This window comes from Streptomyces sp. NBRC 110035 (genome assembly GCF_000829695.1).
GTDB lineage: Bacteria > Actinomycetota > Actinomycetes > Streptomycetales > Streptomycetaceae > Streptomyces.
The window spans coordinates 219,561-246,201 of sequence record NZ_BBNN01000021.1 but is presented as its reverse complement, the minus strand read 5'-3'; the positions used below and the strand labels follow the sequence as shown (position 1 = coordinate 246,201).

17 protein-coding genes are annotated in these 26,641 nt (G+C 71.7%); 2 read left to right on the top strand and 15 right to left on the bottom strand.

The annotated features are described in order from the left end of the window. Nucleotides 1-20 precede the first annotated feature (20 nt). From TU30_RS11755 to TU30_RS11725, 7 genes are all read right to left on the bottom strand, one after another. Entirely contained in the window at nucleotides 21-1,721 is a 1,701-nt protein-coding gene (locus TU30_RS11755; protein WP_042168238.1) for a proline--tRNA ligase, read from the bottom strand. Nucleotides 1,722-1,793: 72 nt separating this feature from the next. Next, nucleotides 1,794-2,360 (bottom strand): GNAT family N-acetyltransferase, encoded by a 567-nt coding sequence (locus tag TU30_RS11750; RefSeq protein ID WP_042168237.1) that lies wholly within the window; start codon nucleotides 2,358-2,360, stop codon nucleotides 1,794-1,796. Between the two features lie 38 nt (nucleotides 2,361-2,398). Continuing rightward, nucleotides 2,399-3,247: a GNAT family N-acetyltransferase gene (locus tag TU30_RS11745; protein WP_042168233.1), complete on the bottom strand. Its 849-nt coding sequence runs from the start codon at nucleotides 3,245-3,247 to the stop codon at nucleotides 2,399-2,401. A gap of 182 nt (nucleotides 3,248-3,429) precedes the next feature. Beyond that, nucleotides 3,430-4,587: a flavodoxin-dependent (E)-4-hydroxy-3-methylbut-2-enyl-diphosphate synthase gene (ispG, locus tag TU30_RS11740; protein WP_042168231.1), complete on the bottom strand. Its 1,158-nt coding sequence runs from the start codon at nucleotides 4,585-4,587 to the stop codon at nucleotides 3,430-3,432. 196 nt (nucleotides 4,588-4,783) lie between these two features. After that, on the bottom strand, nucleotides 4,784-6,076 hold the full coding sequence (locus tag TU30_RS11735; protein ID WP_107068433.1) for an RIP metalloprotease: 1,293 nt from the start codon (nucleotides 6,074-6,076) through the stop codon (nucleotides 4,784-4,786). An 8-nt stretch (nucleotides 6,077-6,084) separates the two neighbouring features. Then, nucleotides 6,085-7,347, bottom strand: coding sequence for a 1-deoxy-D-xylulose-5-phosphate reductoisomerase (gene dxr / locus TU30_RS11730; protein WP_042168225.1), 1,263 nt, complete (start codon nucleotides 7,345-7,347; stop codon nucleotides 6,085-6,087). Nucleotides 7,348-7,405: 58 nt separating this feature from the next. Then, a complete protein-coding gene (locus TU30_RS11725) occupies nucleotides 7,406-9,358 on the bottom strand; it encodes an acyl-CoA dehydrogenase family protein (protein ID WP_042168222.1) in 1,953 nt (650 codons plus the stop codon). 451 nt (nucleotides 9,359-9,809) lie between these two features. Between TU30_RS11725 and TU30_RS11720 the strand changes: the two genes are divergently transcribed. Then, on the top strand, nucleotides 9,810-10,868 hold the full coding sequence (locus TU30_RS11720; protein WP_042168218.1) for a LacI family DNA-binding transcriptional regulator: 1,059 nt from the start codon (nucleotides 9,810-9,812) through the stop codon (nucleotides 10,866-10,868). A gap of 102 nt (nucleotides 10,869-10,970) precedes the next feature. Here TU30_RS11720 and TU30_RS11715 read toward each other — a convergent pair whose 3' ends face one another. The 6 genes from TU30_RS11715 to TU30_RS11690 all read right to left on the bottom strand — a co-directional run bounded on the left by TU30_RS11715 (nucleotide 10,971) and on the right by TU30_RS11690 (nucleotide 19,804). Then, the gene (locus tag TU30_RS11715) at nucleotides 10,971-11,684 is read right to left on the bottom strand and encodes a hypothetical protein (protein ID WP_042168216.1); all 714 of its coding nucleotides are present in this window, start codon (nucleotides 11,682-11,684) and stop codon (nucleotides 10,971-10,973) included. Nucleotides 11,685-11,721: 37 nt separating this feature from the next. Continuing rightward, the gene (locus TU30_RS11710) at nucleotides 11,722-13,980 is read right to left on the bottom strand and encodes a glycoside hydrolase N-terminal domain-containing protein (RefSeq protein WP_234307838.1); all 2,259 of its coding nucleotides are present in this window, start codon (nucleotides 13,978-13,980) and stop codon (nucleotides 11,722-11,724) included. Next, nucleotides 13,977-15,968, bottom strand: a complete 1,992-nt coding sequence (locus TU30_RS11705; RefSeq protein WP_042168213.1) for a beta-galactosidase — start codon at nucleotides 15,966-15,968, stop codon at nucleotides 13,977-13,979. The genes TU30_RS11710 and TU30_RS11705 overlap by 4 nt, the downstream gene beginning before the upstream one ends. Nucleotides 15,969-16,106: 138 nt before the next feature. Next, entirely contained in the window at nucleotides 16,107-17,045 is a 939-nt protein-coding gene (locus TU30_RS11700; RefSeq protein ID WP_042168211.1) for a carbohydrate ABC transporter permease, read from the bottom strand. Then, entirely contained in the window at nucleotides 17,042-18,085 is a 1,044-nt protein-coding gene (locus TU30_RS11695; RefSeq protein WP_042168210.1) for a sugar ABC transporter permease, read from the bottom strand. The genes TU30_RS11700 and TU30_RS11695 overlap by 4 nt, the downstream gene beginning before the upstream one ends. Nucleotides 18,086-18,112: 27 nt before the next feature. Further along, nucleotides 18,113-19,804: an extracellular solute-binding protein gene (locus TU30_RS11690; RefSeq protein ID WP_042168208.1), complete on the bottom strand. Its 1,692-nt coding sequence runs from the start codon at nucleotides 19,802-19,804 to the stop codon at nucleotides 18,113-18,115. Between the two features lie 376 nt (nucleotides 19,805-20,180). Here TU30_RS11690 and TU30_RS11685 point away from each other — a divergent pair, with 376 nt between their 5' ends. Further along, the gene (locus TU30_RS11685; RefSeq protein WP_042168205.1) at nucleotides 20,181-23,177 is read left to right on the top strand and encodes a glycoside hydrolase family 3 C-terminal domain-containing protein; all 2,997 of its coding nucleotides are present in this window, start codon (nucleotides 20,181-20,183) and stop codon (nucleotides 23,175-23,177) included. Between the two features lie 55 nt (nucleotides 23,178-23,232). On the opposite strand, the gene TU30_RS11680 is transcribed toward TU30_RS11685, so the two are convergent. Together TU30_RS11680 and TU30_RS11675 are read right to left on the bottom strand one after the other, a co-directional pair. Next, on the bottom strand, nucleotides 23,233-24,693 hold the full coding sequence (locus tag TU30_RS11680; protein WP_042168202.1) for an aldehyde dehydrogenase family protein: 1,461 nt from the start codon (nucleotides 24,691-24,693) through the stop codon (nucleotides 23,233-23,235). A gap of 214 nt (nucleotides 24,694-24,907) precedes the next feature. Then, on the bottom strand, nucleotides 24,908-26,527 hold the full coding sequence (locus tag TU30_RS11675; protein WP_042168199.1) for a PucR family transcriptional regulator ligand-binding domain-containing protein: 1,620 nt from the start codon (nucleotides 26,525-26,527) through the stop codon (nucleotides 24,908-24,910). Between the last annotated feature and the right edge of the window lie 114 nt (nucleotides 26,528-26,641).

Genomic DNA, 26,641 nt, shown 5'->3' with positions numbered 1-26,641 from the left:
GGGCTCCGGTGGTGGGGTGGTCAGGCCGTGAGACGGGTGATCGCCTCGGCCACGGTGAGTTCCTCGCGTTCGCCGGTGCGGCGGTCCTTCAGCTCGACGATGCCCTCGGCGGAGCGGCGGCCGGCCACCAGGATCTGCGGGACGCCGATCAGCTCGGAGTCGGTGAACTTCACGCCCGGCGAGACACCCGCGCGGTCGTCGACCAGGACGCGGACGCCGGCGGCGGCGAGCCGGTCGGAGACGTCGAGGGCGAGCTCGGTCTGCAGGGCCTTGCCGGCGGCGACCACGTGGACGTCGGCCGGGGCGACCTCCTTGGACCAGCACAGGCCCTTTTCGTCGGCGCTCTGCTCGGCCAGGGCCGCCACCGCGCGGGAGACGCCGATGCCGTAGGAGCCCATGGTGACGCGGACGGGCTTGCCCTGCGGGCCGAGGACGTCGAGCTTGAGGGCGTCGGCGTACTTGCGGCCCAGCTGGAAGATGTGGCCGATCTCGATGGCGCGGTCGAGCCGGAGCCCGGTGCCGCACCGGGGGCAGGGGTCGCCCTCGTCGACCACCACGACGTCCACGTAGGCGTCGACCTCGAAGTCACGGCCGGCGACCACGTTCCTGGCGTGGGTGTCGGCCTTGTTGGCCCCGGTGATCCAGGCGGTGCCGGGTGCCACGCGCGGGTCGGCGATGCAGCGGACCTTCTCCAGGCCCTGCGGGCCGACGTAGCCGCGCACCAGGTCCGGGCGGCCGACGAAGTCCTCGGCGGTGACCAGTTCGACGGCGGCCGGGGCGAAGTGCGCCTCGACCTTGCCCAGGTCGACCTCCCGGTCGCCGGGGACGCCCACGGCGACGATCTCGCCGTCGACCTTGACCAGCAGGTTCTTCAGCGTGGCCGAGGCGGGGACGCCGAGCGAGGCGGCGAGGGTCTCGATGGTGGGGGTGTCGGGCGTCGGGATGTCCTCGGCGGCCGGCACGGCGGAACCGTCGACGGGCTTCAGCTCGTAGGAGATCGCCTCGGTGTTCGCGGCGAAGTCGCAGTGGGGGCAGTCCGCGAAGGTGTCCTCGCCGGCCTCGGCGGGGGCGAGGAACTCCTCGGACTTGGAGCCGCCCATGGCGCCGGCGGTGGCGGCGCAGATGCGGTAGTCGAGACCGAGGCGCTCGAAGATCCGCTGATACGCCTGGCGGTGCAGACCGTAGGACTGTCCCAGGCCCTCGTCGTCGAGGTCGAAGGAGTAGGAGTCCTTCATCAGGAACTCGCGGCCGCGCAGGATGCCCGCGCGGGGGCGGGCCTCGTCACGGTACTTGCTCTGGATCTGGTAGAGGGTCACCGGCAGGTCCTTGTAGGAGGACGCCTGGTCCTTCACCAGGAGGGTGAAGATCTCCTCGTGGGTGGGGCCGAGGAGGTAGTCGCCGCCCTTGCGGTCCTGGAGGCGGAAGAGCTCGGGGCCGTACTCCTCCCAGCGGCCGGTCGCCTCGTAGGGCTCACGCGGCAGGATGGCGGGGAGCAGCACTTCCTGGGCGCCGATGGCGTCCATCTCCTCGCGGACGACGCGTTCGACGTTGGCGAGGACCTTCCTGCCCAGGGGCAGCCAGCTCCAGATGCCGGCGGCGGTCCGGCGTACGTAGCCGGCCCGGACGAGCAGCTTGTGGCTGAGGACCTCGGCGTCCGCCGGGTCGTCGCGCAGCGTCTTCGCCATCAACTGGGACATGCGCTGGACCGGTGCATTCGCCATGGTTCTCGTACTCCTGCTGCGTCTGGGTGATGACAGGAGGTTAGCCGGGCGGGACCGGGGGGCGGAAATCCGTTATCGGCGAAGGAGTGGCAAGGGGGCGCCCATCACGGCGTACGGCTTGGGAGCGCTGGGGAAGTGGACGCGGCGGGCGAGGTCGTCGTAGCCGAGGGAGCGGTACAGGCGGCGGGCGGGGCTCTCGATGTCGATGGCGGAGAGGATCGAGCGGGGTTCCTCGGCGCCGTCGGTGATCGTGGTGATCAGGGAGCGGCCGATGCCGTGCTTCTGGTAGCGCGGGTGGACGTGGAGTTCGGTGATGACGAAGGAGTCGTCGAGCCAGTCGTCGTGGCCGCGGGCGCGCAGGTGGGGCTCGACGACGGTGGACCACCAGTGGGCGCGGTCGTTGGGCATGCCGTAGACGAAGCCGACGAGACGGCCGTCGACGGTGGCTCCGAAGGCTCTGGCGCCCTGCAGGGTCATGTGGCGCAGCACGATCTGCCGGCGTACGGCCACCTCGTCGGGGCCGAGGCCGAACGCCTTCGCCTGGACCGCCAGTGCCTCGTCGACGTGGGCGACGAGGTCGAGGGGGCCGATCACGATGTCGTCGGGGCGGGGGTGCCCGTGACCGGGAAAGCGCAGCATGCCGGGGAGACTACAGGGGACGGTGGGAGACCGTGGGGTCAGAACAGGATGCTCATGAACTCGCCGACCTCCTGGAACCCCACCCGCCGGTAGGTCCGGCGCGCGGCGGTGTTGAAGTCGTTGACGTAGAGGCTCGCCACGGGGGCCACGTCCGCGAGGGCGTAGCGCAGTACGGCCGCCATGCCGGGGGCGGCGACCCCCCTGCCCCGGTGTCCGGGTGCCACCCATACGCCCTGGATCTGGCAGGTGCGGTCGGTGGCGGCACCGATCTCGGCCTTGAAGACGACCTTGCCGTCGGCGTCGAAGCGGGCGAAGGCACGTCCGGCACCGACGAGTTCGGCGACCCGGGCCTGGTAGAGCAGGCCGCCGTCACCGGCCAGCGGGGAGATCCCGACCTCCTCGGTGAACATCGCCACGCAGGCCGGCATGATCTTTTCCATCTCGTCCTTGCGGACGCGGCGGACGTAGGGGTCCGGGGCGATGCCGTCGGGCAGCCGGTCGGTGACCATCAGGGGCTGGTGGGCGCGGACCTCGCGGGCGGGGCCCCACTGGGGTTCGAGGAGCCGCCACAGGGCGGCGGTGGGCGTCGCGGGGCCGACGACGGAGGAGCAGCGGCGGCCGGCCCGGCGGGCGCGGTCGGCGAAGGCGCGGACGGCCCGGGGGGTGGCGCAGATGGGGACCAGGTTGGCACCCGCGTAGCACAGGGAGGTGAGCATGCCGCCCTCGTACCAGCCCCACATCTCGCCACCGAGGCGCCACGGGTCCAGGCCCGCGACCTGTACCCGGGACGCCACGAAGGCGTTCGCCACCGGCTCGCGGTCGAGGATGGCGAGGGCGGCGTCCAGGTCGCTCGGTTCGAGGACCCGGGAGGTGGTCTGCGTCAACACGTGCGGGGGGCCTCACACACTTGGGTCTGCTGGTTTCCGCACTGTACCCGCCGAATTTGTGTGCTGCCGACTCGCGGGGGAGAAACGGTCCTGCCCGGGGTTTCCCGGGCAGGAAGCGCCGAGGGGCCGGTCTGCCCGAGCGGGCGGACCGGCCCGGGGGTACGGCTGCCTGACGGGCTTCGTCAGCCGGCGACCGAGATCCGGGGTTCGCCGGAGGCCACGCCGTCGGCCTCCATCTGCTCGGCGATCTTCATCGCTTCCTCGATGAGGGTCTCCACGATCTTCGACTCCGGGACGGTCTTGACGACCTCGCCCTTCACGAAGATCTGCCCCTTGCCGTTACCCGACGCCACACCCAGATCGGCCTCACGGGCCTCGCCCGGACCGTTGACCACACAGCCCATCACCGCCACCCGCAGCGGGACCTCCATGCCCTCCAGACCGGCCGTCACCTCGTCCGCGAGCTTGTACACGTCCACCTGGGCACGCCCGCAGGACGGGCAGGACACGATCTCCAGACCACGCTGCTTCAGGTTCAGCGACTCCAGGATCTGCAGACCCACCTTCACCTCCTCGGCCGGCGGCGCCGACAGGGAGACACGGATCGTGTCACCGATCCCCTGGGACAGCAGCGCTCCGAACGCCACCGCCGACTTGATCGTCCCCTGGAACGCCGGACCCGCCTCGGTCACCCCCAGGTGCAGCGGGTAGTCGCACTGCGCGGCCAACTGCCGGTAGGCCTCCACCATCACCACCGGGTCGTTGTGCTTCACCGAGATCTTGATGTCCCGGAAGCCGTGCTCCTCGAACAGCGAGGCCTCCCACAACGCCGACTCCGCCAGCGCCTCCGGCGTCGCCTTCCCGTACTTCTGCAGCAGACGCCGGTCCAGCGACCCCGCGTTCACCCCGATCCGGATCGGGGTGCCGTGGTCCTTGGCCGCCTTCGCGATCTCCTTGACCTTGTCGTCGAACTGCTTGATGTTGCCCGGGTTCACCCGTACCGCCGCACAGCCCGCCTCGATCGCCGCGAACACGTACTTCGGCTGGAAGTGGATGTCCGCGATCACCGGGATCTGCGACTTCCGCGCGATCGTCGCCAGCGCGTCCGCGTCGTCCTGCGTCGGACACGCCACCCGCACGATCTGGCACCCCGACGCCGTCAGCTCCGCGATCTGCTGCAACGTCGCCCCGATGTCCGACGTACGCGTCGTCGTCATCGACTGCACCGACACCGGCGCGTCCCCGCCCACCGCCACCGACCCGACCTGGATCCGCCGGCTCTTGCGCCGCGGGGCGAGCGTGGTCGGAACGGACGGCATACCGAGAGAAATCGCAGTCATCTGCTGTGCAACCCCAAGTCGTGGATCAAGGTCCGGCTCCCGGTGAGCAGCGGGCTCCGGGCTCCGAGATTACGGCACCGCCGTCGGCCCCGGCACATCCCGGCCGTAAACGCGCCCAAAGGACGACGGCCCGGAACGAAACGGTTCCAGGCCGTCGTGAACGGCAGGTGTCCGGCGGATGCGTGCCGGACGGGTCCTACGAGATCCGTATCGGGTTCACCACGTCCGCGACGAGGACGAGGAGGGTGAAGCAGACGAAGATCCCGGCCACCACGTAGGCCACCGGCATCAGTTTCGCCACGTCGAACGGGCCCGGGTCGGGGCGGCGCAGCACCCTGGCGAGGTTGCGGCGCAGCGACTCCCACAGGGCGCCCGCGATGTGCCCGCCGTCGAGGGGCAGCAGCGGGAGCATGTTGAACAGGAACAGGGAGAGGTTGAAGCCCGCGAGCAGCATCACGAACATGGCCATCTGCTGCGAGGCCGGGATGTCGAGCGTGGCGATCTCGCCACCCACCCGGGCCGCTCCGACGACGCCCATCGGGGAGTCCTGCTCGCGCGGGCCGTCGCCGAAGGCGGCGTCCCACAGGGCGGGCACCTTGGACGGCAGGGCGGCGAGGGAGTCGACCGCGTCGCCGACCCGGTCGGTCATCCAGACCACGGAGTCGCCGAAGTCCTGCTTGACGACGCCGGTGGCCGCGCTGAAGCCGAGGAAGCCGGCCTTGACGTACTCGCCCTCGACGTAGAGCCCGTTGGAGTCCTTCTTGGCGACCAGGTTGGTGGCGATCTCCGCCTGGAGGGTGACCTCCCGGCCGTCGCGGTCGACGACGATCGGCACGGCCTTGCCGGCGCTGTCGCGGATGAGGTCGGAGAGCGTGCCCCAGTCGTCGGTCCGGACGCCGTCGAACGCGACGATCCTGTCGCCCGCCTCCATGCCGGCCGCGGCGGCCGGGGACCGGGGGTCGGACCCCTCGCACGCGTCGCGGTTCTCGCTCTGCGAGATGACGCAGGGGGAGACCGAGCTGACGGTGGTGGTCTGCTGCTGGATGCCGAAGCCCATCAGCACCGTGAGGAACAGCACGACCGCGAGGATCAGGTTCATGAACGGGCCCGCGAACATCACGATGACGCGTTTCCAGGGCTTGCGTGTGTAGAACAGGCGCTTCTCGTCGCCGGGCCGCAGTTCCTCGAAGGCGGCGGAGCGGGCGTCCTCGATCATGCCGCGCCACGGTGAGGTGGAGCGGGCCTCGAGGCGTCCGTCGGCGCCGGGCGGGAACATGCCGATCATGCGGATGTAGCCGCCGAACGGGATCGCCTTGACGCCGTACTCGGTCTCGCCCCTGTGCCGGGACCAGAGGGTCGGGCCGAAGCCGACCATGTACTGGGGCACCCGGATGCCGAACATCTTGGCCGTGGACAGGTGTCCCAGCTCGTGCCAGGCGATCGAGAACAGCAGGCCGACCGCGAAGACCACTATGCCGAGGATGAACATCAGGGTCGTCATGCACGCGCCTCCGCGCTCGCCGTACGGGCTGTCAGTTCCCGGGCCCTCGCTCGCGCCCAGGTCTCCGCTTCGAGGACGTCCGGGACCGTCAAAGAGGTTCCCGGCCGGGGGGTGCCGTGCTCCTCGACCACCCGGGTGACCGTATCGATGATGCCGTTGAACGGCAGCGCGCCGGCGCGGAACGCCTCCACGCACTCCTCGTTCGCCGCGTTGAACACCGCCGGGGCGGTTCCCGCGAGCCCGCCGACGTGCCGGGCGAGGTTCACCGAGGGGAAGGCCCCGTTGTCGAGGGGGTGGAACTCCCAGGTGGACGCCTTGCTCCAGTCGAAGACCGGGGCGGCGTCGGGGACCCTTTCGGGCCAGCCGAGGCCGATGGCGATGGGCCCGCGCATGTCGGGGGGCGTCGCCTGGGCCAGTGTCGATCCGTCCGTGAACTCAACCATCGAGTGGACATACGACTGCGGGTGGACGACGACCTCAATGCGATCGAAGGGAATGTCGTACAGCAGGTGTGCCTCGATGACTTCGAGGCCCTTGTTGACCAGGGTCGCGGAGTTGATGGTGATCACCGGGCCCATGGCCCAGGTGGGGTGGGCGAGGGCGTCCTCGACGGTGACGTTCGCCAGTTCGTCCCTGGTACGGCCGCGGAAGGGGCCTCCGGAGGCGGTGACGACGAGCTTTTGGACGTCCGCGCGGGTTCCGGCGGCCAGCGCCTGGAACAGCGCGGCGTGCTCGGAGTCGACCGGGATGATCTGGCCCGGCTCGGCCAGTGCCTTGACCAGCGGGCCGCCGACGATCAGCGACTCCTTGTTGGCGAGCGCGAGGGTGCGGCCCGCCTCCAGGGCGGCGAGGGTCGGGGCCAGCCCGATGGAGCCGGTGATGCCGTTGAGGACGGTGTGGCAGTCGGACGCGGCGAGCCGCGTGGCCGCGTCCGCTCCGGCCAGGATCTCGGGCAGCGGCTCCCCCGCGCCGTACCAGGCGCTCAGGGCGTCTCGCAGCGCGCCGACGACGTCCTCGCGGGCGACGGCGACCGTGCGGACCCGCAGCCGGTGGGCCTGCTCGGCGAGGAGCGCGACGCGGCCGCCGTTGGCGGACAGGCCGGTGACGCGGAAGCGGTCGGGGTTGCGCAGTACGAGATCGATGGCCTGGGTGCCGATCGAACCCGTGGAGCCGAGGATCACCACGTCCTTGGGGCCGTCCCCCGCCACGGGGTCGTACACCAGGTGCGGGTCGGCGAGCGGAGCTGGAGCGTCGGTCATGGGCACCATTGTGTCCGGTCGCGGGCGCTGCCGGGGCCCCGCCCCGGCAGCTCGCGCGTCAGCGGATCGGCCGGTGCCGGTTCTCGTGGGTGCTCGGGCCGGGCGCGGCGTCCGCGATCCAGGGGCCGTCGCCCGAGGGGTCGACGACCCCCTGTTCCAGCCACGTGTAGGTGCCGGAGAGCACGCCCTTGACCACCTTGCGGTCGATGTCGTCGGTGTTGGTCCACAGCCGGTCGAAGAGCTCCTCGACGCGGACGCGGGACTGACGGCAGAAGGCGTCGGCGAGCTGGTAGGCCTCGCGGCCGTTCTCGCCGCGGGTGCGCAGGAGTTCGGCGCGGACGCAGGCGGCGCTCATCGCGAACAGTTCGGCGCCGATGTCGACGATCCGGCCCAGGAAGCCCTGCTTGGTCTCCATCCGGCCCTGCCAGCGGGACATCGCGTAGAAGGTGGAGCGGGCGAGTCTGCGGGACGCGCGCTCGACGTACCGCAGGTGCGGGGAGAGGTCGGTCCCGTGCTTGAACTCTCCGTAGGTGCCGGGGAGCTGTCCGGGACCCGCCACGAGCCTGGGCAGCCACTTCGCGTAGAAGACGCCCGCGTTCGCCCCCGCCCTCGCCTTGTCGCCCAGGGGCTTCCCGGGGTCGATGAGGTCGCCGGCGACGGACAGGTGGGCGTCGACGGCCTCCCGTGCGATCAGCAGGTGCATGATCTCGGTGGAGCCCTCGAAGATGCGGTTGATGCGCAGGTCGCGCAGGATCTGCTCGGCGGGGACCGCCCGCTCGCCGCGCTCGCGGAGGGAGTCGGCCGTCTCGAAGCCGCGTCCACCGCGGATCTGGACCAGTTCGTCGGCCATCAGCCAGGCCATCTCCGAGCCGTACAGCTTGGCGAGGGCGGCCTCGATGCGGATGTCGTTGCGGTTCTCGTCGGCCATCTGCGAGGACAGGTCGAGTACGGCCTCCAGGGCGAAGGTGGTCGCCGCGATGAACGCGATCTTCGATCCGACCGCTTCGTGCAGCGCCACCGGCTTGCCCCATTGTTCGCGGGCCGCCGACCACTCCCGGGCGATCTTCAGGCACCACTTTCCGGCGCCGACGCACATCGCGGGCAGGGACAGCCGTCCGGTGTTCAGCGTGGTGAGCGCGATCTTCAGGCCCTGTCCCTCCTCGCCGATGCGGTGGGCGGCGGGGACCCGGACGCGGTGGAAGCGGGTGACGCCGTTCTCCAGGCCGCGCAGGCCCATGAAGGCGTTGCGGTTCTCGACGGTGACGCCCTCGGAGTCCGCTTCCACGACGAAGGCGGTGATGCCGCCCCGGTGGCCCTCGGACTTCGGCACACGGGCCATGACGACGAGGAGGTCGGCGACCACACCGTTGGTCGTCCACAGCTTCACGCCGTCGAGGACGTACGACCCCTCGTCGTCCGGGACGGCGGTGGTCGCGAGCCGTGCCGGGTCGGATCCCACGTCGGGCTCGGTGAGCAGGAAGGCCGAGATGTCGGTGCGGGCGCAGCGGGGCAGGAAGGTGTCCTTCTGCTCCTGGCTGCCGAACATCTTCAGCGGCTGCGGGACGCCGATCGACTGGTGGGCGGAGAGCAGGGCGCCGATCGCGGGGCTGGCGGAGCCGACCAGGGCGAGGGCCTTGTTGTAGTAGACCTGCGTCAGGCCCAGGCCGCCGTACTTGGTGTCGATCTTCATGCCGAAGGCGCCGAGTTCCTTGAGGCCGGTGACCACCTCGTCGGGGATGCGCGCCTCGCGGTCGATCAGGGCTCCGTCGATCCGGGTCTCGCAGAAGTCGCGGAGCTTGGCGAGGAACTCCTCGCCCCGTTCGGCGTCCTCACGGGCCGGGAGGGGGTGGGGGTGGACGAGGTCGAGCCGGAAGCGGCCGAGGAACAGTTCCTTGGCGAAGCTGGGCTTGCGCCAGTCCTGTTCCCGGGCGGCCTCGGCGACCTGACGGGCCTCGCGTTCGGTGACGGTGGGTCGGGACGGGGACCGGGGGGTCTCGGGTGTGGCGGACATGAGGCTCACCTCGCCGCGTATCGGAAGGCCGGAGGGTCGGAGGGCGTGCGGACTGCGTGCGGGCTCGGCACCGGCCCCGGGGATCCTTCGCGCGATCCCGGGGGGGTTACGTCACCGACTGGTGCTACTTGTACGTATGTACCCGACGCGTAGCGGCCCCGCCACCCTTCGTGCACCCGTTCGGCCGACCCGCCGCGCCCTTCCGGCGCGGCCGGGCCCTCTCGGGGTCGCGGCGGCGCGTTCGTGGCAACCTGGAGGTACGGGAGTCCGGCTCGCCCCTGGTCCACGAAGCCTCGGACAGGTCACCGCGATCCATCCGTCGAAGCGCTTCGACAGGTGTATGGACACGCACCCATGCCGGTATTAGGGTCGAGCCACCGATCGAGTCATCCTCGTCCGTCCCATCGTCCTGGCGCACCGTCGAAGCGCTTCACAACAATTGGAGAGCTGGATGGTCACCCTCGCCGAGGTCGCCCAGCACGCCGGAGTCTCGGCGAGCACGGTGAGTTACGTCCTCAGCGGCAAGCGGTCCATCTCCGCGAACACCCGGCAGCGGGTCGAGGAGAGCATCCAACGGCTCGGGTACCACCCGAACGCGGGGGCCCGCGCCCTGGCCAGCAGCAGGTCCAACATCATCGCGCTGATGGTCCCGCTGCGGACGGACATGTACGTGCCCGTGATGATGGAGATCGCCATCGCCGTGGCCACCACGGCCCGCACCCACGGGTACGACGTCCTGCTGCTCACCGGCGAGGAGGGGCCCGACGCGGTGCGCCGCGTCGCGGGCAGCGGACTCGCCGACGGGATGATCCTGATGGACGTCGAACTCGAGGACGACCGGCTGCCGTTGCTGCGCGGCGTGGACGCCCCGGAGGCCCCCGGCGGAGCGCGGCCGGGCCTACGGGCGGACCAGCCGGCGGTGCTGATCGGACTGCCCGCCGACACCTCCGGCCTGACCTGCGTCGATCTCGACTTCCGGGCCACCGGCGCGCTCTGTGTGGGGCATCTGGCGAAGCTGGGGCACCGCGACATCGCCGTCATCGGCGAGGCCCCCGCGGTGTACGAACGGCACACCGGCTTCGCCGAGCGCACCCTGGACGGACTGCGCTCCGAAGCACGGGAGCTGGGTGTGCGCCTGCTGCACCGGCCGTGCGGGGGCGGGTACGACGCGATGGCCGTGACGCTCGCCCGGATCCTCGACGAGCGTCCGGACACCACCGGGTTCGTCGTACAGAACGAGTCGGCGGTGGAACCACTGCTCGCCCTGTTGCGGCAGCAGGGGCGGGCCGTGCCGGAGGACGTCTCGGTGGTCGCGGTCTGCCCCGAACAGGTCGCCGTCCAGGCGTCGGTGCGGCTGACGTCGGTCGCCATCCCCGCGCAGGAGATGGGCCGGTACGCCGTGGAGCACCTGGTCGCCAAGCTCGACGGCCGGGGCGAGGACGTGGTCGTGCTGATCGCGCCCGAGCTGACGGTCCGGGCGAGTTCGGGCCCGGCACCCGCCCGCGCGTGACCCGCGGCGCCTCCGCGCCACCCCGTGCAGGCACTCCCGCCGTCTCGTTCCCGCTCCTTCGCCCGGTGGCCGGTCCGGCCGCCCACCGGGCGCGGGCAGGGGTCAGCTGCTGCTGACCGTCAGGTTGTCGGTGCGGAAGTCCAGCCCGCCGGACGACGAGGTGATCTCGTAGCCGAACTGCACGTCGCCGATGGTCTCGTTGCCCATCCAGCCCTTGGTGTCCTCGATCCGGTCGAGGATCGGCAGGATGTCGACGGTCCCGGAGCTCGAGTCGGACGTACGCAGGAACGAGAAGACCTGGTTGGCGCCGTTGTCGCCCTTGTGGACGTTCCAGGTGTGACCGCCGAGGCTCACCGTGCCCTGCGGGCTGCCGAGCGGGCCGACGGCGCCGTGGTGGTTGACCCACAGCATGATCTCGTAGTCGTGGTCCGTGTCCCAGATGTCGTACGACGTGTTGTACGCGCCCGCGGACGGGACGGTCACGTCATAGCTGCTGGTGAGTGAACCGAGCGAGTCGATGGGCTTGCCGACCACCTTCTTGGCGTTCGGATACGACTTGATGCCGCCGGTGTTCGGGTGGTCGGCCCACACACCCCAGTGGGTGCCGGAGTTGGCCCAGACGCACTGGCTGCCGGTGCCGGAGCCCCAGATGTTGTTGTAGAGGGTGTAGCCGTTCAGGGTGGTGTTGCCCCACTGGTCGCAGGAGCTCCAGATCGCGGCGTGGGCGGGGGCGGAGGCCGTGCCCACGGTGATGCCGAGGGCGAGGACGGGCGCCGCCAGGGCCGTGCCGATCCTGCTCGTGATGCCTGGTGCCATGAAATGTTCTTCCATGGGTGGGGGGATGGTGCCGGCGTCACCGCGCCTTCAGGGTGAGGAGGCGGTCTTCGTGGGCGGCGAGGTCGAGCGGCCCGGCGCCTTCGGAAGTCCTCAGTTCGATGCGGACGGTACGGGTGGGGCGCAGGACGGCGGTGGCTCCGTCCGGGGTCCAGGTGAGGTCGAGGGCGGCGCCGAAGCGGGTCCGTACGCCGTGCAGCGCCCCGCGCGGGTGGCCGGCGGGCGGGGCGGGCAGCAGGACCAGCCGGCCGGGGGTGGACTGCACGAGCGCCTCGATCAGCACGGCCGGGAGGGTGTGGGCGGCGTCGGCGTTGTAGACGTCGCGGTGGGGGTAGTGCGCGCTCATCAGGGAGGCGTGGAAGAAGTCGCCGTCGAGGACCCGGCCGAGGGCGCCCGTGACCCGTTCCGCGTCGCGGAGGCGGGCGGCGATCAGGGCGTGGTGCAGATGGCCGTGCGCGGAGTCGTTCTCGGGGCCGCGCAGTTCGAGGGCGCGGTGGGCGGCGGCCGCCAGGTCCGGGGTGTCGTACGGGGTGATCTCGTGCAGCGGCCAGACGGCGTAGAGGTGGCTGAGGTGGCGGTGGTCGTAGGAGTCCTCGAGGCCCGGCCTGGCCCATTCGGCGAGGGCGCCGTCGGCGTTGGTCCGGTGCGGCGGGAGCCGGTCGGCGAGGGCCCGCCAGCGGCCTGCGTGCTCGGGGTGGCGGTCGGCGGCGGTGCGCAGCGCGTGCCGGGCGGCGGAGAGGTCCATGGCCGCGTTCACGGTGCCCCAACCGGCGTTCGCGGGGCGGTTCTCCGGCGAGTAGGAGGGAACGACGACCAGGTGGCCCCCGTCGTCGGTGCGGGTGAGGAAGTCCTCGTAGAACAGGGCGACTTCGGCGAGGGCGGCGGTGGTGCGGGGATCGTGCTCGCCGCGGGTCTCGTCGTGGTCGACGAGCGGCCCGAGGAGCCAGTCGGCGCCCGCTGTCCACAGGTGCAGCGGGTACTCGCGGTTGAAGTGGTAGCTGTGCCCGGACTCGCCGTCGGAGTGGGCGGGCGCGACCACGCCCCGGGCGCCGAAGACCTCGCGGGCGTTGTCCCGCCAGTCGGGGAGCTGGCGCTGGACGAGTGACGCCAGCGCCTCGCTGACCTCGGGGAGGGCCGCCGCGGCGGCGGAGGCGGTCTGGAGGTTGAGGTTGGCGTCGTTGGTGAAGGCGCCGGACCAGGCGGTGTCCCAGTCGCCGGTCCACAGGCCGGTGAGGCGGGGCGGGAACAGGCCGCCGGAGGACAGCAGGTGGTAGCGGCCGGCCGCGAAGAGGCGCTCGAGCAGGGCCGCGCTGCGCGGCCGGGCCAGCAGCTCCGATCCCGGCAGGGCGCGTTCGGCCGGGTCGGCGGCCAGGTCGAGGGTGACGCGGTCGTAGGCGGTGCGGTGGTGGGACAGATGGCGGGCGAGGAGCATGCCGTACGGGCCCGGTTCCTCGCCGAGCAGGGCGCGCAGGGCGCGGCCCTCGGCGACCACGTCCGCTTCCCAGGTGTGCCGCCGCACCCGGGTGAGCAGCAGGACGGACCGCGCGCCCGCGACGCGCACGCCCTGCGGAGCGAGTGTCGTCGTGCCGCCGGTGACGGCGGCCAGGGTGACGCCGGTGTACGCGAGGTCGCTGTCCGGGTAACGGGCGCGCAGGCTGAGCAGGGCGCCCCCGGGGGTGAGGACGGCGCCGTGGCCGACACCGAGCGTGGCGGGGGCGCCGGCGAGGCGGTGGTCCAGGCGGATGTCGAGGGTGAGGTCCGGCCCGGTGACGTACTGGACGATCACGTCGTCGGCGCGGGAGACGAAGACGCGGCCGGTCCGGTCGGCGCGGGCGGCCTCCGCCACGCCGGTGCGGAAGTCGAGGGTGCGGCGGTGGAACGGCGGGGCGCCGGCCTCGTCCCGGGCGCCGTCGGGTCGGCGCAGGCGTACCTGGAAGGCCGGGTGGAAGGGCCGGACCCACTGGAGCGGGCGGCCGTCGGTGAAGGTCTCGGCGGCCTTCGTGTCCCCGGCGAGCAGCCGGTCCTGGAGGGCGGGCAGTTCCTCGGCCAGCCGGGGCGGCAGCCGGTCCTCGTCGGCGCCGACCGGACGGACCAGGGTGTGGTGGGTGACGACGACCCGTTCGTCGTCCGGGTCACCGAACACGAGGGCGCCGTGGTGACCGTTGCCGCTCAGGAAGGCGTCCTCCCAGCGGGCGGCGGGCTGCGGTTCCCAGGTCCCGTGAACGGGTGCGGTGTGGTGCGTGGGCTCGTTCACCAGTGCGTCCACGGGTGTGTTCACGGGTTCGTTCCTGGGTTCGTTCCTGGGCGGAGCACCGCCGCGCCGTGGCGGCCGAGGGTGACCCGGCCGGTGACGTCGGTGCCGGTAAGCAGGTCGTGGTGGGCGCCCGGCAGGTCGACGGCGACCGGTTCCCGGCCGTGGTTGAGCAGGAACAGCAGGTCCCCCCGGCGTACCGCCTCCACCTGGTCGGGGAGCCCGTCGAGCACAGGCCGTACGCCCGCCCCGGCGGCGATCCGGGTGAGCAGGTCGCGCAGCGCCCCGGGTTCCGGGAGCGTCGAGACGTACCAGGCGCGGCCCTTGCGCAGGACGGCGGGCAGGCCGTCGAGTTCGCCGCCCTTGTAGGGGGTCGTCGCGTCGGCGGTGCCGTCGGCCTCCAGTTCCTCGGACCACAGGGTGCCGCGGAAGCCCTCGCAGGCGACGGTCTCCCCCGCCTCCAGCGGCCACCACTCGTGCAGGGTGCGGATGCCGAAGAGGTCCCGCAGTCGGGCGTCCATGCCGCCGGGCCGCACCCGGTCGTCCTCGTCGGCGACGCCGGTCAGGAAACCGCAGACGAGGGTGCCGCCCCCGCGTACGTAGCCGAGGAGGTTGTCGACGGCCGCGTCCGTGAGCAGGTAGAGCTGCGGGACGACGACCAACGGGTAGGCGGACAGGTCGTGTTCCGGGTGGGCGAAGTCGGTGGTGAGGTGGGCCTGCCACAGGGCGCGGTGCCAGGCGCGCAGCATGCCGGGGTGGTCGACCTCGTGGGACGGCCGGGCGTCCTGGTCGCCGGCCCACCAGGAGTGCCAGTCGTGCAGTACGGCGACGCGGGCGGTGCCGTGCGCGCCGGTGACGTGCGGGGCGATCCGCGCCAGGTCGGCACCGAGCTGCCTGACCTCCTGGTACGTACGGCCCTGCTCGCCGGCGTGGCTCACCATCCCGGAGTGGAACTTCTCCGCGCCCTGCCGGGACTGGCGCCACTGGAAGTAGCAGACGGCGTCCGCGCCGCGTGCCACGGCCTGCAGGGACCACAGCCGGTTGAGGCCGCGGGGCTTGGGGTGGTTCACGCCGCGCCAGCTGACCGGCCCGGCCGCCTGCTCCATGAGCATCCAGGGGCCGCGTGCCTGGGAGCGCGTCATGTCCTGGACCAGGGCGCCCTCCTGGGCGCCGAAGGGGTCGCGCGGGTCGGGGTAGAGGTCGACGGAGACGACGTCCTCCTCCTCGGCCCAGCGCCAGGCGTCCTGCCCCGCCCACAGCGGCATGAAGTTCGTGGTGACCGGGAGGTGCGGGGTGTGCCGGCGGACGATGTCGCGTTCGGCGGTGCAGCACTCCAGGAGCATGTCGGAGGTGAACCGTTTGAAGTCCAGCACCTGGGTGGGGTTCTTCAGGTAGTGCGGGTGACGGGGCGGCATGACCTCGGCCCAGTCGCCGTAGCCCTGGCTCCAGAAGGCGGTGCCCCAGGCGGTGTTGAGGGCGTCGAGGGTGCCGTGACGGTCGCGCAGCCAGTCGCGGAACCGGGCGGCGGCCTCGTCTCCCCAGTCGTAGGTGCAGTACTCGTTGTTGATGTGCCACATGGTGAGGGCCGGGTGGCCGGCGTAGCGGGCGGCCAGGTCCTCGGTGACGGCGGCGGCGTAACGGCGGTAGGTGGCGCTGGAGTGGGAGAAGTGCTGCCTGCCGCCCCACCACTCGGTGCGGCCTTCCTCGTCGCGGGGCAGGGTGTCCGGGTGGAGGTGCCCCATCCAGGGCGGCGGCGAGGCGGTCGGGGTGGCGAGGACGACGCCGATGCCGGCCTCGTGCATCAGGTCCATGATCCGGTCCAGCCAGCCGAAGTCCCGCTCCCCCGGACGGGGTTCGAGCTTCGCCCAGGAGAAGACGCCCAGCGTCACGGAGTTGACGCCGGCCTGCAGCATCAGGCGGATGTCCTCGTGCCAGGCCTCCTCGGGCCACTGCTCGGGGTTGTAGTCGCCGCCGTAGAGGATGCGCCCGCGGGTGGCGTCGCCCAGTCCGGGCATCAGGCACGCTCCTGGAGGGTGAGGAACGTACGGGATGTGCGGGACGCGTGCATGAGCTGGCCTACCTCGTTCGGCGGATGGTGGGGAAGTGGGGTGGGAGGGCCGCGGCGGATCGGCGGATCGCCGGGCCCCCTCCGGTCAGCCCTTCACGGCGCCCGTGAGCATGCCCTTCTTGAAGTGCTTCTGGACGAAGGGGGACAGCACGGCGACGGGGAGCAGGGCCATGACCATGACGGCCATCTGGACGGCCAGTCCCGACAGTTCACCGGTCTTGATGGCCTGTCCGAGGCCGACGGGGGCCTCCTGTTTCTGGACGAGCTGGATCATGACGTTCTGCAGGGGCAGCATGTTCTGGTCGTTGAGGTACAGCGAGGCGTTGAACCATGCGCTCCAGTAGCCGACGGCGTAGAAGAGCGTGATGACCGCGATCACCGCGCGGGACAGCGGCATGACGATCTGCCACAGGATGCGGAAGTCGCCCGCCCCGTCGATGCGGGCGCTGTCGGTGAGTTCCTGCGAGATGTTCATGAAGAAGCCGCGCAGGACCAGGATGTTGAAGACGCTGATGGCGCTGGGGAGGATCAGCGCGAGGTAGCTGTCGGTCAGGCCGAGGGTCTGCACCAGCAGGTACGTCGGGATGAGGCCGGCGCTGAAGAACATGGTCGCCAGCAGCGTCATCAGGGTCCAGCGGTGCCCCAGCGAGTCGGTGCGCGACAGGCCGTAGGCGCAGAGCACGGACACGGTCATCGAGAACACGGTGCCGACCAGCGTGACGCCGATGCTGACCAGGGCGGCCCTGGTGACCTGGCCGCCGCTGAGCAGTTCCTGGTAGGCGATGAAGGTGATGTCCTTGGGCACCACCACCAGGCCGCCGGCCTCGTCGATGGCCCTGCGGGTGGACAGGCTGGTGACGATCACGATCCACAGCGGGAAGACGACCGCCATGCAGGCGAGGGCCAGGACGATGCCCTTGCCCGCGAGTCCGGCCCCGGTGGGTGCTTCCTCCCACACCGGGCGGGGCGGGGCGGCCCAGCCCCGGCCCTTGTGCGTCGTGGGTTCGTCGATCACGGCGGTCACTTCTTGTACACCCCCTGCTCGCCCATGAGATGGGCCACCTTGTTCGCGGCGAGGACCAGTCCGAGGCTGACCACGCCCTTGATGAGGCCTGCGGCGGCCGCGTAGCCGAAGTCCTGGTTGCGCACGCCGTTCCACCAGACGAAGGTGTCGAGGACCTCCGACGCCCCCGGTCCGACGGCGTCGCGTTGCAGCAGGATCTGTTCGAAGCCGACGGTGAGCGCGTCACCCACCCGCAGGACGAGCAGCAGCGCGATCACGGGCCGCAGCGCGGGCAGGGTGACGTGCCACATCCGGCGCCGGCGTCCGGCACCGTCCATGGCGGCGGCCTCGTACAGGTCGGGGCTGACAGAGGCCAGCGCTGCGAGGAAGACGATGATCCCCCACCCGGCGTCCTTCCACACGCTCTGCGCGGTGAGCAGGAACATGAAGGTGTCGGGGTTGGTCATGACCTCCAGGCCGTCGTGGCCGTTCTGGCGCAGGAGCTGCGAGAAGATGCCCGCACCGCCGAACATCTGCTGGAAGACGGCGATGACCAGCACCCAGGAGAAGAAGTGCGGCAGGTACAGGACGGCCTGCGCGACCGCCCGCACCCGGGGCCTGACCACGCTGTTGATGAGCAGCGCGAGCAGGATCGGGATCGGGAAGAACAGCACGAGCTGGAGGAAGAAGAGCACCAGGGTGTTCTTCAGGGCGTTCCAGAACGCCGAGTCCTCGAGGATCCGCTGGAAGTTCTCCAGTCCCACCATGGGACTGTTCAGCATCGAGGCGACGCCGTTGTCGCTGATGTAGGGGTCGTAGTCCTGGAAGGCGACGACGTTGCCGAGGATCGGCAGGTAGTTGAAGACCAGGACCAGTGCCACGGCGGGCAGGGTCATCAGCAGCAGGACGCGGTCGCGCCGGTATCTGAGCCGCAGGCTCAGTTTGCCGCGCTTTCCCCGGCGTGGTGCGTCCGGGGGGCCGGCGGCGTCACCGGACGCCGCCGGCTTCTCGACCGGCTTCGTGGCCTCGGCCTTGCTCCGAGGCACCGTGCTGTGCGACACGGCGGTTCTTCTTGCCTCGGTCCCGGGTCAGCCGGCCGCCGAACCGTTCTCGTCGAGGATCTTCCGGTACCAGTCGCGCAGTTCGTCCCCGCCCCTGCTCTTCCAGTCGGAGACGGCCTGCTGTACGTCACTGATCTTCTTGCGGCCCCGGATGACGTCGTCCTCCAGCTGCTCGAAGTCGTTGGAGAGGTTGGTGTAGCGGGTGGGCTCGGTGATCTGCATGCCGTAGAAGGACGACTTCCTGGTGAACGCGCCCATCCGCTGCTGCCACTCGACCTGGCCCTTGGCGACCTCGGGGAAGTCGGGGTGGGCGATGGTCGCGGCGGGGCTGGCGACCATCACGTAGGCGTTCATCACATCGATGTTGCCCTGGTCGTTCTTGGTGGGCACACCGTCCTTGACGGTGTAGTGGGTGCCCTCCACGCCGTAGTTGGTGAGCATGTACTCCTTGGTGCCGTACGGCGCGGCGGTGACGTTGGCGAGGGCCAGCACGTCACGGATCACGGCCTCGGACGCCTTCTTGTTGACGAAGGCGAAGATGCCGGCCGGGTTCTTGGCCCACAGGGTGGGGTCGCCGCCGTCGTGGCCGAAGATGTCCATGCCCCAGATCTTGAAATCCGGGTTCTGGGTGGCCTGCTCGGCGGTGCGGCTCCACCACTGCGAGGAGTCCTGGTTGTAGATCAGGAACTCGCCGGCGGCGAACTTGGGCCCGGGGTCGGTGGCGTTGCTCTTGCCCAACTTGGCGTCGGGGTGCACGACACCGGCGGCGAACAGCTTGCGCGTCCACTCCAGGGCCTCGAGGTACTCGTCGGTCTCTATGCGGTAGAGCAGCTTGCCGTCGGCCTGGTTCCAGCCGAGCGACTTCTCCTCGCCGGAGAGCACGCCGAAGGCGTTGAAGGCGGTCCACTTCATGTCCAGGCAGGCCCAGCGCTTGGCCCTGGCGTTGGTGGCGTCCTTGGCCAGCGCCATGAACTCGTCGCAGGAGCGGGGGACCTCGTACCCCTCCTTCTCGAAGATGTCCTGGCGGTAGAGCGGCACGATGCCGGTGACGTACGAGGAGGGCATGGGCAGGCCGCGCAGCTTGCCGCCGAAGATGGACCGCTGCCAGGCGTCGGTGGGGATCGCCGCGAGGTTCGGGTAGTCCTTCACCGCGTCGCCGGAGAGGTACGGGCCGAGGTCGGCGAACTTGCCGATGACGGCGCTGGGGATCTTGCCCGTCATGTTCCAGCCGGGCACGACGACCACGTCGGGCACGTCGCTGGAGGCGAGGACCGCGCCGAGCTTCTGGTCGTAGGTGTTGCCGTCCTGGTTCTGCCAGACCACGTCGACGCCGATGAGGTCGTTCATCGCCCTGTAGTAGGCGTTGCCGCCCTTGGGCGGGGAGCCCCAGAACGGCGACATGACGGTGATCCTGCTGCCCTTGCCGAGCTTCTCGGGCACCGACGTCTTCAGGCCGGCGAGGTCGAGCTTGCTGGTGAAGCCGACCGCAGAACCGTTCTTGCTGGGGATGTCGGGGGTGACCACGTTGCTGGCCACGTACGTCGGCAGCAGCTTCTTGGCATCCTTGCCCGACGTGGTGCCCTCCCGCGAACCTCCGTCGGACCCGCCGCACGCGGCGAGCAGCGGCATTCCCCCCGCCACCGCTGCGGTGGCGACCGCCGTGGAGGCGAGGAAGCTTCTCCGGCTGGGCCCGGAGGAGGTGGAGGCGTTCGGCGTCATTGCGTCAACCCTTCATGGCACACCAGGACACCCGGCGGTGGCCGTCGGCTGCGGTGTCTTCACTGGAACTGGCTGAGCCGAAGCGGTCGTTCTCAGGGAACGTGCCGGGGAGGCGGCCCCGCAGTCGAAGCGCTTCGATGTTGCTGCGAGGTTAAGTGAACACCCAGGGGCGCACAAGAGTTGCTTACAAGATTCCTCCGAGGTGTGCCGAGGAACTGCGCGATCAGCATGCGCGCTCACTCCTCACGGAATGTCCGTGAGATCCCCCGGAGCGTCCGATCCGTCGCGCCCATGTCCTTGACACCCACCCCTGCTCGGAATGAGCATCGAAGCGCTTCGAAAGCGCCTCGCCGCTCCACCGCAAAGGGATGTCCACGTGACCGCACCAACGCCGCACACGCCGCCTTTCCGCGATCCGCACCTGCCGTTCGCGAAGCGCATCGACGACCTTCTGTCGCGGCTCACCCCCGAGGAGAAGATCGGAGCTCTGCACCAGTTCACGCCCGCTGTCGAGCGGCTCGGCATCGCCGCCTTCCGCACCGGCCAGGAGGCGCTGCACGGCGTGGCCTGGATGGGTCCGGCGACCGTGTTCCCCCAGGCCGTCGGGCTGGGGGCGACCTGGAACCCCGAGCTGGTGCGCCGGGTGGGCGAGGCGGTGTCCCGGGAGACCCGCGCGATGCGCGCCCGGGACGAGCGGGTCGGCCTCAACGTGTGGGCGCCGACCGTCAATCTGCTGCGCCACCCCCTGTGGGGCCGCAACGAGGAGGGGTACTCGGAGGATCCCCGGCTCACCTCGGCGATCGCCACCGCCTACACCCGCGGTCTGCGCGGTGATCATCCGGTGTACTGGCGCACGGCGCCGGTGCTCAAGCACTGGCTCGCGCACAACAACGAGACGGCCCGGGACACCGCCTCCAGCTCGGTCCGCCCGCGTGTGCTGCACGAGTACGATCTGCGCGCCTTCCGCGACGCCGTCGAGGCGGGCGCGGTGGCCGGGGTGATGCCCGCGTACAACCTGGTCAACGGCCGCCCGAACCATGTCTCGCCGTACCTGCGCGAGCAGCTGCGCACCTGGACGGAGGAGGAGCTGCTGGTCTGCTCGGACGCCGGCGCACCGTCCAACCTGGTCGATTCCGAGCACTACTTCGACACCCACGAGGAGGCCGTCGCGGCCTCGCTGCGGGCCGGGGTGGACAGTTTCACGGACCACGGCACGGACAGCTCGGTCATCGTGGGGCGCCTCGAGGCGGCGTTGCGGCAGGGACTGCTGACGGAGGCCGAGATCGACGGCGCCGTCCGCCGGCAGCTCTCGGTGCGCTTCCGGCTCGGCGAGTTCGACCCGGGTGAGGACCCGTACGGGAACGGCGGGGACGGCGGGGACGGCGGTGTCCCGCAGGCGGAGGGGCGCGCCGACGAGCACGCCTTCGACACCCCGGAGCACCGGGCTCTGGCGCAGGAGGCCGCCGAGCAGGCGGTCGTCCTGCTGAAGAACGACGGCCTGCTGCCCCTGGCCCCGGCGCCCGCCCGTGTCGCCGTGGTCGGCCTGCTCGCCGACGAGTGCAAGCTCGACTGGTACAGCGGCACCCTCATCCACCGTTCCACTCCCCTGGAAGGGCTCTACGAGCGGTTCGGCGCCGAGCGGGTGGAGTTCACGGAGGGCGTGGACCGCGTCCTGCTGAGGACCTCCTCGGGAGCCTTCCTGCACGTCCCGCCCGCGCCCGACAGCGCCGACGAGGTACGCGGCGCCGCCGGCGCGCTGGACCCGGCACTGCTCGCGGGCCGGACCGACCTGGCCCCGCTCACCGCCGGGCCGGAGGGCACCGAACTCGCTCTGGTCGACTGGGGCGAGGGCGTGCTGACCCTGCGCGCCCCGGACGGCCGGTACCTGTCGGTCGCCGAGGACGGCTACCTCCGCGCCTCCGCCGACCAGCCGGGCGGCTGGGTCGTGCAGGAGACGTTCCGGCTGGAACCGCACGGCGGCGGTCACCTCCTCAGGCACCTGGGGACAGGGCGCCATGTGCAGGTCACCGCCGACGGTGTGAAGGTTGCCGCGGAGAACGCCGAGAGCACCGAGCACACCGGGAGCGCCGGGAGCGCCGGGAGCCCGGAGGAGGTCACCGCCGGGGAGGGTCCCGCCGCGTCGGCCCCCGAGGTCTTCGAGCTGATCGTCACCGAGAACGGCGAGGAGGCGGTGGCGCGGGCCGCGGCGCAGGCCGACGTGGTCGTGGTGGTCGCCGGCAACGACCCTCACATCAACGGCCGGGAGACCGAGGACCGGACGACGCTCCGGCTGCCCGCCCAGCAGGAACTGCTGCTGCGCGCGGCCCGCGTCGCCAACCCGAACACCGTGCTGGTGCTGGTCTCCGCCTACCCGTACGCGGTCGACCCGACGGACCTGCCGGCGGTGCTCTGGACCGCGCACGGCGGGCAGGCCGCGGGCACCGCGCTGGCCCGGGTGCTCGCCGGTGACGTCTCCCCCGCCGGCCGGCTTCCGCAGACCTGGTACGCCAAGGACGCCGATCTGCCCGGCCTGCTGGACTACGACGTGATCGGCTCCCGCCAGACCTACCTGTACTTCGGGGGCACTCCGCTGTTCCCCTTCGGGCACGGCCTGTCGTACGCGGCCTTCGCCTACGGCGAGCTGACGGCTCGCGCCGAGGGGCGGGCGGTGCGGGTGTCGTTCACGGTCACCAACACCGGCGCCGTCCCGGCCGACGAGGTGGCCCAGCTCTACACGCGGGCCGTGGACCCGTCGGTGCCGCGTCCGCTGCGCGAGCTGGCGGCCCACCGGCGGCTGACCCTCGCTCCCGGCGAGACGGCCGAGGCCGTCTTCGAACTCCCCCTGTCCGCCTTCGCGTTCTGGGATGTGGCGGTGGGCCGGTGGCGGGTGGAGCCGGGCCGGTACGAGCTGCTGGCCGGCGCGTCCAGCACGGACGTCCGGCAGTGGACCACCGTCACCCCCGACGGCGAGCCCTCCGTCCCCCGCCCGGTTCTCGGGCACGGACTGGACGCGGCGGACTACGACGAGCAGAGCGGCACCGAGATCGTCGACCGGACCAGGGAGTCGGGCGACGCGGTGACGCCGGCGGCCGGGCAGGAGGGCGAGCTGGTCTTCCGGCGCTGCGACTTCGGGGAGGGGGCGACGGAGGTGACCGTCGAGGTGTCCGGCGAGGGCAGCGTCGAGCTCTCCCTCGACGACGGCCCGGTGCTCGCCACGCTGTCCCCGGCGGCCCCGTCGGACCCGTACGACTACGTCACACTCGAGGCGCCCCTCGCCCGCGCCGGGGCCCCGGCGGCCACCGCCGGCGTGCACCGGGTGCGCCTGGGGCTGCGCGGCGCGCTGCGGCTCGCCCGGGTCGGCTTCTCCGGCTGAGGGACACGAAGAGAGGCACGCCCCGGCGTCGAGAGGGAGGGGCCCACCACCCGCCTCAGAGGGCGAGACCGGTCAGGACCATCACCCGCTCGTAGGTGTAGTCGTCCATCGCGAACCTCACGCCCTCGCGGCCCACACCGGACTGCTTGGCACCGCCGTACGGCATCTGGTCGGCGCGGTAGGAGGGCACGTCGCCGATGACGACCCCGCCGACCTCCAGGGCGCGGTGGGCCCGGAAGGCGGCCTGGAGGTCGTGGGTGAACACTCCTGCCTGGAGGCCGTACTTGGAGTCGTTGGCGGCGGCGAAGGCGGCTGCCTCGCCGTCCACCTTCGTCACCGTCAGGACGGGACCGAAGACCTCCTCGCGGGCGATCGTCACCCCGTCCGGTACGTCGGCGAGCACGGTCGGCGTGTAGGAGGCGCCGTCACGCCTGCCCCCGGTGAGGACGGCGGCGCCGGCCTCGACGGCCTCCCGCACCCACGCCTCGACCCGCTCGGCGGCGTCCTGGCTGACCAGCGGGCCGACGTCGGTCGCGTCGTCGGCCGGGTCCCCGGTGACCTGGTCCTCGACGGCGGCGACGAGGCGCGGCAGCAGCCTGTCGTACACGGAGGCGTCCGCGATGACCCGCTGCACGGAGATGCAGGACTGTCCGCCCTGGTAGTTGGAGAAGGTGGCGATGCGCTGCGCGGCGCGGTCCAGGTCCTCGTCGCTCGCCCAGTCGGCGAGGACGACGGCCGCGCCGTTGCCGCCGAGCTCCAGGGTGCAGTGCTTGCGCGGCACCGAGTCCATGATCGCGTAGCCGACCTTCTCCGAGCCGGTGAAGGAGATCACCGGCAGCCGCTCGTCCTGCACCAGGGCGGGCATGCGGTCGTTCGGGACCGGAAGGATGCTCCAGGAGCCGGCCGGCAGCTCGGTCCCGGCGAGCAGCTCGCCGATGAGCAGCCCGGACAGCGGGGTCGCCGGAGCGGGCTTGAGGACGATGGGGACACCGGCGGCGATGGCCGGGGCGATCTTGTGGGCGCACAGGTTCAGCGGGAAGTTGAACGGCGCGATGCCCAGGACGACGCCCTTCGGGAACCGCCGTGTGAGGGCGAGCCGCCCCTGGCCGCCTGCGTCGGTGTCGAGCCGCTGGCCCTCGCCGCCGTTGAACCGGCGTGCCTCCTCGGCGGCGAACCGGAACACGGACACGGCCCGGCCGACCTCGCCGCGCGCCCACTTGATCGGCTTGCCGTTCTCGGCGGAGATCAGCCGGGAGATGTCCTCGGCGCGCTCGACGAGCCGTCGGCCGACGTGGTCGAGGGCGGCGGCGCGGACATGGGCGGGGGTGGCCGCGAACTCGTCCCGTACGGCGTACGCGGCGGCCACGGCCTCCTCGACCTGGGCGTCGGTGGGCTCGCTCACCGTGCCGACGACCCTGCCGTCCCACGGGGAGGTGACGTCGAAGACGGCCTCGCCGGTGGCCTGGCGGCCGGCGAGCCAGAAGGCGTGGGTGGCCGCCGTGTCTTTCTGGGTCATGAGTGATCCGGCCCTTCCGCGTTGGGGGGTGTACGTGGCCTGCTGCGTCCACCGTAGGGGCGCGCCGGCGACGTGACGCTTGTCCGAGTCGTAGCAGTCGCTTCCCGGTACGCGCCGCTTTGGCAGATCTGTCGGCGGTCGACGACAGAAGGACGGGAAGAAAAGACCGGAGGACCGGAAGACCGGAAGACGGGAGGACAATCCGTCGCGGTCGTCAGTCGGACGAGGTCGCCTTCAGCGCCAGCCACAGCTCCATGCGGACGTCCGGGTCGTCCAGGGAGCGGCCGAGGATCTCCTCGACGCGACGCATCCGGTAGCGGAGGGTGTGGCGGTGCACGCCGAGGTCGGCGGCCGCGGCGTCCCACTGCCCGTGCCGGGAGAGCCAGGCGCGCAGGGAGGCGACGAGGTCGCCGCGCCCGGTCGCGTCGTGTTCGTTCAGGGGCCGCAGCAGTCCGTCGGCGAAGGCGCGGACCGCGTCGTCCGCGAGCAGCGGTACCACGGACCCGGCGGCCATCTGCTCGTGTTCCACCAGCACCCGGCCCCGCCTCCTGGCCACCGACAGCGCCTGTCCGGCCTGCTTGTAGGCGGCGGAGGCGGCGATGGGGCCGGCCGGTGCGGAGAGGCCCACGACCAGTTCGTCCTCGCCGGCGCCCACGAGGGACTCGTGGGCGCCCGTGGCACCGCGCGCGGCCTCCAGGGCGGCCGCGTGGTCGCAGCACGCGGTCACGGCCGCGCCGCCGTCGGCGGCCAGCACCACCAGCCGCTCTCCCTCCGGCACGACCAGAACCGCCTCGCCGGAGCGGGCGGCGGCGGACTCCACGGCTTCCGCGAGCGCGGCGAGGGCGTCGCCGTTCGGGTCGCTCCGGGCACGGGCACGGGCGGCGGGCGCCGTGCCCGCCTCGGCCACGACGATCCTGAAGGGCGCGTCCAGGAGACCGCCGTACAGGTGTCCGGCCACCGCGCGGGCGTGGTCCGGCTCCCCGGCGAGCAGCATGCGCAGGACCGCGGCCCCGATCCGCTGCTCGGCGGCGTGCAGGGAGCGGGAGCGTTCCGTGGTCAGGGTGAGCAGCGCGACGGCGGAGTGGACGGCGTACCGCTCGGCGGTGCCGAGCGTGGCGGCCGTGCCGACGGCGAGCGCGGCACGGGGGCGCCGGCCGGTGCCGAGGGAGTGCAGTTCGACCCGGTCGTCGTCCTCCGGTCCGGCGACGACCGACGAGGCGGGCGCCGCCCGCTCCCGCAGCCGGCGTACGTCGGCCGTGAGCCGTGCGGCCCGCCGGCCCGCCCAGTCCGGTGCCGTGGCGACGACGGCGCCCGAGGCGTCGTACAGCGCGGCCCATCCGTCGATCTGGGTGGCGAGCGCGGCCAGCAGGCCCTCGGGGCCGCCGGTCAGCCCCTGCCGGGTCAGCTCCCGCTGGGCCGCGAACCCCGCGGTCACCGCGCGGTACTGGTCGGCGGCGACGGCGGCGGAGACGGCCTTGCTGATCGCGAGGAAGGGGGTGCGGCGCGGCACCTCGAGGAGCGGCAGACCCTCCTGACGCGCGGCGTCGACCAGCGCCTCGGGGATGTCCTCGTAGTGGACTCCGACGGCGAACCCGAGGCCGACGACCCCCGCGTCCACCAGCCGCCTCACATAGCGGCGCATCGCCTCCGCGTCCTCCGCGTCCAGCTTGAGCGCGGTGATGAGCAGCAGTTCGCCGCCCTCCATGTACGGCACGGGGTCGGCCAGCTCACTGGCGTGCGCCCAGCGGACCGGTACGTCGAGGCCGTCCCCGCCCGCGCGCACGGTCAGCTTGAGCGCGGAGTGGTGGGCGAGCGAAGCGAGCGTCAGGGGCATGGCGCCTTCAGGTCGACGGCGGGGACGGTCGGTCGGTGTCCGGGTCGGTGAGCGGTCTGACGTTTTGGCCGTTACGTATGAACGACCCCTGCCGATTCTGCCTCACCGTATGCA

What these genes read in the sequence shown, in the direction of transcription:
- TU30_RS11735 (WP_107068433.1), bottom strand. Translation starts at nt 6,076, where the DNA reads ATGTTCATCCTCGGCATAGTGGTCTTCGCGGTCGGCCTGCTGTTCTCG.
- TU30_RS11755 (WP_042168238.1), bottom strand. Translation starts at nt 1,721, where the DNA reads ATGGCGAATGCACCGGTCCAGCGCATGTCCCAGTTGATGGCGAAGACG.
- TU30_RS11705 (WP_042168213.1), bottom strand. Translation starts at nt 15,968, where the DNA reads ATGCCCGGACTGGGCGACGCCACCCGCGGGCGCATCCTCTACGGCGGC.
- TU30_RS11720 (WP_042168218.1), top strand. Translation starts at nt 9,810, where the DNA reads ATGGTCACCCTCGCCGAGGTCGCCCAGCACGCCGGAGTCTCGGCGAGC.
- TU30_RS11680 (WP_042168202.1), bottom strand. Translation starts at nt 24,693, where the DNA reads ATGACCCAGAAAGACACGGCGGCCACCCACGCCTTCTGGCTCGCCGGC.
- TU30_RS11715 (WP_042168216.1), bottom strand. Translation starts at nt 11,684, where the DNA reads ATGGCACCAGGCATCACGAGCAGGATCGGCACGGCCCTGGCGGCGCCC.
- TU30_RS11750 (WP_042168237.1), bottom strand. Translation starts at nt 2,360, where the DNA reads ATGCTGCGCTTTCCCGGTCACGGGCACCCCCGCCCCGACGACATCGTG.
- ispG (WP_042168231.1), bottom strand. Translation starts at nt 4,587, where the DNA reads ATGACTGCGATTTCTCTCGGTATGCCGTCCGTTCCGACCACGCTCGCC.
- TU30_RS11690 (WP_042168208.1), bottom strand. Translation starts at nt 19,804, where the DNA reads ATGACGCCGAACGCCTCCACCTCCTCCGGGCCCAGCCGGAGAAGCTTC.
- TU30_RS11675 (WP_042168199.1), bottom strand. Translation starts at nt 26,527, where the DNA reads ATGCCCCTGACGCTCGCTTCGCTCGCCCACCACTCCGCGCTCAAGCTG.
- dxr (WP_042168225.1), bottom strand. Translation starts at nt 7,347, where the DNA reads ATGACCGACGCTCCAGCTCCGCTCGCCGACCCGCACCTGGTGTACGAC.
- TU30_RS11725 (WP_042168222.1), bottom strand. Translation starts at nt 9,358, where the DNA reads ATGTCCGCCACACCCGAGACCCCCCGGTCCCCGTCCCGACCCACCGTC.